This window comes from Aurantibacter sp. (assembly GCF_042094015.1).
GTDB lineage: Bacteria > Bacteroidota > Bacteroidia > Flavobacteriales > Flavobacteriaceae > Aurantibacter.
This window is the reverse complement of record NZ_JBELDZ010000107.1, coordinates 1-5,268: the sequence shown is the minus strand read 5'-3', so window position 1 is coordinate 5,268 and position 5,268 is coordinate 1. Positions and strand designations below refer to the sequence as shown.

Here is a 5,268-nt window from a genome sequence, read left to right as displayed (position 1 = left end):
TCTGAAAAGGTACAACAAGCACACACCGAAATATTAGAGGACTTTAGGTTTGAAGATTTATCAATGATGCTATACATTAAGATGCTTAATTTTCTAAATGATGAGGATAAGAAACAAGTTGAAAAGATTATTAACGAACTATCTTTAAAAAGCAGCTAATTCTTTATCAATTTCTGCACATTTTATCTGTACTTTCTTAAAAGAGTACATACTGTTTGTGCAAGTTATATTATTCATATACTCTAAAAACACCTTATCCACCCCTTTTTTTAATATTTTTTCGGCTTTTACACCCCTAAAGTTTCCACGCTTATAGGTCATATCAAATAGGGTTCTTATAGATTTCTGTTTACTCTTATTGAGTTCGTTAAATCCTAATTCTTTGTAGTTGAAAATAGCATCTTTTGAATATACACCTCTAATAAGATTTGAATAAATATCTCTTTTATCTAAAGTGTAATTTGTAGTAACCTCTTTTAGTAAATCGTATCTTTTTACAGAGAACCGCTCTCCGATAAACAAATCTAAATCTATCTCCAATTTGGTTGCCTCAAATAAGATATTATACACTCTCTGAACATTTGCATTGTTCTTTAAACCCTCTACACTTTCAGTACCAGTAATTAGCTTAATTAAGTGTGATTTACCCATATACTCCAAGTTACCGCAAATAATTGCATACTCTTCTGGAAAGCTATTGAAATTTTGAGCGATTACCGTATCGGATACCCTCGAAGCCATTTTTACCTTATGAGTTTCAAAACCTAAAGTTTGTATTTCTGTTACATCTATTTTGTAATAATTTAAGATACCTATGTAAGCGTCAAAACTTAAATGACTGTACTGCTCATATCTGTGTGCCATTTCATTACATAACTGTATTTTGGACTTGTAATTATCAAACGGACTGTTTATGATTTCATAATCGCCATAGTTACCTATAATAGTTAAATCCATATTATAACCGCTATTTTCACGAACACGAGCCAGAAGCTGAACCATATCGATTGCATTGGGCATACATCTGTTATCTTGACTTATTGCATAACATTGAATATCTCTATCAACCTCAAATGATAAACCAACATCATAAATAGAGGTACATAAAATAAAGTCGAGGTCTGAAATCTTTCCTTTCTTTAGTTCTCTAATTTTCTCTTTATCTTGATTTTGATATAAAACATTATCCTCATCTGAATAAATACAAGCAATCTTATCTTTTTGAGTAGGTTTAAATGTTTGCATTATATCATCTATGACTTTTTTGGAATTAACTCTTATAAGAATTGTTTTAGAGGGTTTCAGATTATTTGTTATAATATCCTTTATAGTAAGCTTAACGTTATACTTGCCAGTAAAAATATTAACCTCTTTTTTGGTTCTGTGAATATCAAATTCAAGTATGTAATCTTTGTTATTATATTTTGGGAATAAGTCCTCTATGATTTCTGGGGTTGCAGTTATAAAAACTACTTTAGTTTGTGTTTGAAATATCATAGGAATGACATCTCTAAAACTTGAATGAGAACAAGTAAGGTGTGCCTCATCTACTATGTATAAATCTACATCCTCTATTTTTTCTATACTATCGTATGTAGTTACAATAAAATTATTTGTTTTATTATAGCTTAAAAACTCCGCACCGTATCCACAAGTAAGATTTGGATTGTCCATTTGAATATTATCTACTAAACTTTGGGTAGGGCATAATAGAACTATTCTCTTGTCTGGGTTCGCATCTGCATATCTAATGATGGCGAAAGTTTTGCCAGTTCCAGTTGGGGATACTATTAATTGTCGTAAAATGTTTTTGTTTATAAATGAGTTTATTCTTGTTTGAAACTCTCCTATAAACTTATCAATCGTATACATTGATTAAGGTTTAAAAGGTTAATATTTAATTGTAATAAAGGGAGTTTGCGGAGGTTTGATTCGCGTAGCGATCAAATCCTCCTACAAATCTCCCACAGAAACCACAAAAAGAAACAAAAGCGGTTGTTAATGCCTATTGGTTAATTCTTTTTTACTGCGAATTTTTCTACTTCTTTTCATTACCTCTGATGGGATTTCAGCATTCAAACTTTCTTTACTTTTAAAGTTTTCGATTGCCTTTTCTATAATCCTCATTGTGGCGTTATTCACTTGAGTAATGTTACCGTTGGAATTGTTTTTTAACGTAAAGCTGTATGTTCCCATATTATCTTAATAGTGATGAAAATGGAGAATAAATTAAAGCACCGCTCCTATCAAACCCTATGTGCTTTCTATCCTCATAGCTTAAAGTATTATGCATCTGGATTATCTTGTCGAGTATATCTTTTGTTCGTAATTCATTCTCTGTATAGTATACAGTATGCTTATCTCGGATGCTATCTGAAACACGCTTTTTAAGACCTTTGTTGGCATTTAAATCGTCTGCACATAATCTACCATCGATTTGTTTTTCGAGGTCTAATAACCTCTTATACTCTTTATCTTTACCGTATGCCGTAGCACTCATTAAAGCGTTAACAAATCCCGATTTTTCATTTACTTTAAATTCAAATTCAGCGATGGACTTACTATCTAATTTCTTTAGCAGTTCTGATTGCTCGACAACTAACTCAACCACTTTAAGGAGGTCTTTAGTTTCTGCGTCAATTCTTGTTTGATAAACTTTTTTAATTTTTTGTGTGTTCATTTTTATTGTTGTTATAGTTATAGATATAAATTTTGGTATTTCTCCATATGTTCTTTGGTAATTCACTGCCTCTCCATTCTTTCAAAAGAGCGACTTTATCTCTTGTGCTTGACCTACTCATCAGTTACGAGGTTAGAGATAGCATATCTTATTACTGACGATATACTACATTCGTTTTCAGTTGCTATTGTTTCAAGATTAGACCTCATCTGGTTTGGCATACGCAAACTAATTGTATGCTCATTTCTTACTATTTTTTCCATTGGTTTTGGATTTGGTTAATAAGTCAACTACCTTTTTTAGGAGGTCGACTGAACTTTCTTTTTTAGGTTTTCTCCTATATGTTTCTTTTGTTCTTACTTTCATATTATGATAACTAAATATTAATTTTTTGTTTTACTTTCTGTGATACCCTTACACCAATTATTATCTTAAACTGCTGATAATCAATGATGATATAAATCTCGTTCTTAAACATCTTTTTTGACTTCTTATCTTTCTACTATTATATAATACCGAATGCCATACTTTTTATTTTGAAAGGGTACTTTTTTTCAGTTAACTGATTTAAACTGATAAACTTTATTAATAATCTTTTTTAATCCCTTGTGATTATTTCTATTTCTATATTCTCTGGAAAGCCATCCGAAACTGGTTTTACTTCAACCGCCTTTTGCATTGGGACTATAAACTTTAAAAGGTTTATGTAATGTTTAATAAAGGCATCATCATCCAGACGTTGCATCCTTTCGTTTAGTTGAATTGTGTTCTCTGCTATTATATCTGAAATTGTGGCTTTGACCTCCGAAGAAATCTTGTTCACAGAACCCTTTGGTCTGCCGTTCTTATTTGCTATTCCTTTAAAACTCATAGTATTTTATCATTGGTTACCATTAATATATAGCGGTATGTGTAATATTTTGTGTAATACTTGTAAACAACTTATGGACATTTATAGACATTTTTAGGGTATAGGTTTTATTAACCCACCAATAGAAACGGATACATTGGTTTTACATAGTTAAATTAACCCACCCTATTATTGTCTAATTAAAAAAGAATTATTACCTTTGAACTTTAACCGAACAAAACCGAACATATGATAGTTAAGTACATTAGGATTTCGACCACAGAACAGAACACAGATAGACAAGAAAAATTTGATGGTAAGGTTTATATAGATAAGATAAGCGGGTCTACTCCTTTCGCTGAAAGACCACAAGCAAATAAGCTATTAAATAATAAAGAAATCACAGAGGTGCACGTTCACTCTATTGATAGGTTAGGTAGAAATACATTAGATATTATGCAAACTATCCAGAACTTTACAAGCATTGGGATAAATGTAGTATCTGAAAAGGAGGGGTTAAATACTATAATCGATGGCAAAGAGAACCCTATCGCAAAAATGATGATAGGTATCTTGGGAACACTTGCCGAATTTGAACTATCGAGAGCAAAGGAAAGACAAACAGAGGGCATAGCTGAAAGGAAAGCAAAAGGTCTTTATATGGGTAGACAAAAGGGAACTGCCGAGAGTATAGATACATTCATTAATAAGTCATCAACTCAAGCCATTCTTAAACATCTTAAACAAAAGGAGAGTATTAAAAGGACTGCATTATTATCCAAAACATCGGAGGGTACGGTCAAGAAAGTAAAGAAGCTAATTAGAGATGGTCAAATATCTTTTTGAAAAAACTTGATTAAATAATTCAGAAATTACGTAATTACGGTAAATCTGCTTTCTTGCGATGATACTATTTCAAATAAACGAATTCTAAAGAAAGTCCAATAGTCAAATATCTTTTCGATTAAAACCGACATTTCAAATTTGAAATTTATAAAATAAGTCCAATGCTTCTGTATATAAGTAAACACGTTATTTTTGTGTTATATAACATAGTAGCTTGACGACTCCGAAGGATCGTCATGCTACGCATTGACGACCCCTCTACTTCTTACAAACATAGTTTTTAATACTCTTATTTAAAGAACCATTTTCTTTTCTTATAAAGTAGAAAACATATAAATATGAGTGACTGAACAATGAATATAATAAATAAATTACCAGCTAAATCAGATTTTCCATTAACTAAAAATCCAGTTGTAATAAAAACAAAAATGACTTGTAAAATAAACCAATAGATTAAAACCTTATTTTTCATCTCTATGTTTTTTTACGTTGTAGTAAATCGCTGCTAAAACCATTATTCCAAGAATAATGTATTGCGCCCAACGAAAACTACCGTCTTTATCAAAATATTGAATAATCAATGTAATTGTCAAAAGGACGTATATGATGATTTTTTTGTTCATTATATATATTTAGTTAACTCAATTTCATTATTAAATAAGCCCATTTTGTTTTTTTGTTAAAAGTAAAATTATTTATTTTAAAACCAACATTTGAATTTTGAAAAATAAAAAATAGACCCAATATGCGCCCCCTACTGCGCCCTTTTACTAAAAATTAGGCATAAAAAAAGAGCCATAAATTAATATAACTCTTTGATTGTATTGGAATTAACCCTTGTGGAGAAGATGGGACTCGAACCCACGACCTCTTGACTGCCAGTCAAGCACTC

General features: G+C 30.9%; 5 protein-coding genes. 1 reads left to right on the top strand and 4 read right to left on the bottom strand.

Translation table 11 applies throughout. The features are described from left to right. Positions 1-144: 144 nt before the first annotated feature. The 4 genes from ACFDSN_RS11580 to ACFDSN_RS11565 all read right to left on the bottom strand — a co-directional run bounded on the left by ACFDSN_RS11580 (position 145) and on the right by ACFDSN_RS11565 (position 3,551). A complete protein-coding gene (locus ACFDSN_RS11580; RefSeq protein ID WP_375240016.1) occupies positions 145-1,872 on the bottom strand; it encodes a DEAD/DEAH box helicase in 1,728 nt (575 codons plus the stop codon). 126 nt (positions 1,873-1,998) lie between these two features. Next, positions 1,999-2,196 carry a hypothetical protein gene (locus ACFDSN_RS11575; RefSeq protein ID WP_375240015.1) on the bottom strand — a complete coding sequence of 66 codons (198 nt, stop codon included), beginning with the start codon at positions 2,194-2,196 and terminating at the stop codon, positions 1,999-2,001. A 1-nt stretch (position 2,197) separates the two neighbouring features. Beyond that, positions 2,198-2,680 (bottom strand): hypothetical protein, encoded by a 483-nt coding sequence (locus ACFDSN_RS11570; RefSeq protein ID WP_375240014.1) that lies wholly within the window; start codon positions 2,678-2,680, stop codon positions 2,198-2,200. Between the two features lie 598 nt (positions 2,681-3,278). After that, the gene (locus ACFDSN_RS11565; RefSeq protein WP_375240013.1) at positions 3,279-3,551 is read right to left on the bottom strand and encodes a hypothetical protein; all 273 of its coding nucleotides are present in this window, start codon (positions 3,549-3,551) and stop codon (positions 3,279-3,281) included. A gap of 228 nt (positions 3,552-3,779) precedes the next feature. Between ACFDSN_RS11565 and ACFDSN_RS11560 the strand changes: the two genes are divergently transcribed. Beyond that, on the top strand, positions 3,780-4,376 hold the full coding sequence (locus ACFDSN_RS11560; protein ID WP_375240012.1) for a recombinase family protein: 597 nt from the start codon (positions 3,780-3,782) through the stop codon (positions 4,374-4,376). The last annotated feature ends 892 nt before the right edge of the window (positions 4,377-5,268 follow it).

Coding starts and splice junctions, on each gene's coding strand:
- ACFDSN_RS11570 (WP_375240014.1), bottom strand. CDS start 2,680: ATGAACACACAAAAAATTAAAAAAGTTTATCAAACAAGAATTGACGCA.
- ACFDSN_RS11565 (WP_375240013.1), bottom strand. CDS start 3,551: ATGAGTTTTAAAGGAATAGCAAATAAGAACGGCAGACCAAAGGGTTCT.
- ACFDSN_RS11575 (WP_375240015.1), bottom strand. CDS start 2,196: ATGGGAACATACAGCTTTACGTTAAAAAACAATTCCAACGGTAACATT.
- ACFDSN_RS11580 (WP_375240016.1), bottom strand. CDS start 1,872: ATGTATACGATTGATAAGTTTATAGGAGAGTTTCAAACAAGAATAAAC.
- ACFDSN_RS11560 (WP_375240012.1), top strand. CDS start 3,780: ATGATAGTTAAGTACATTAGGATTTCGACCACAGAACAGAACACAGAT.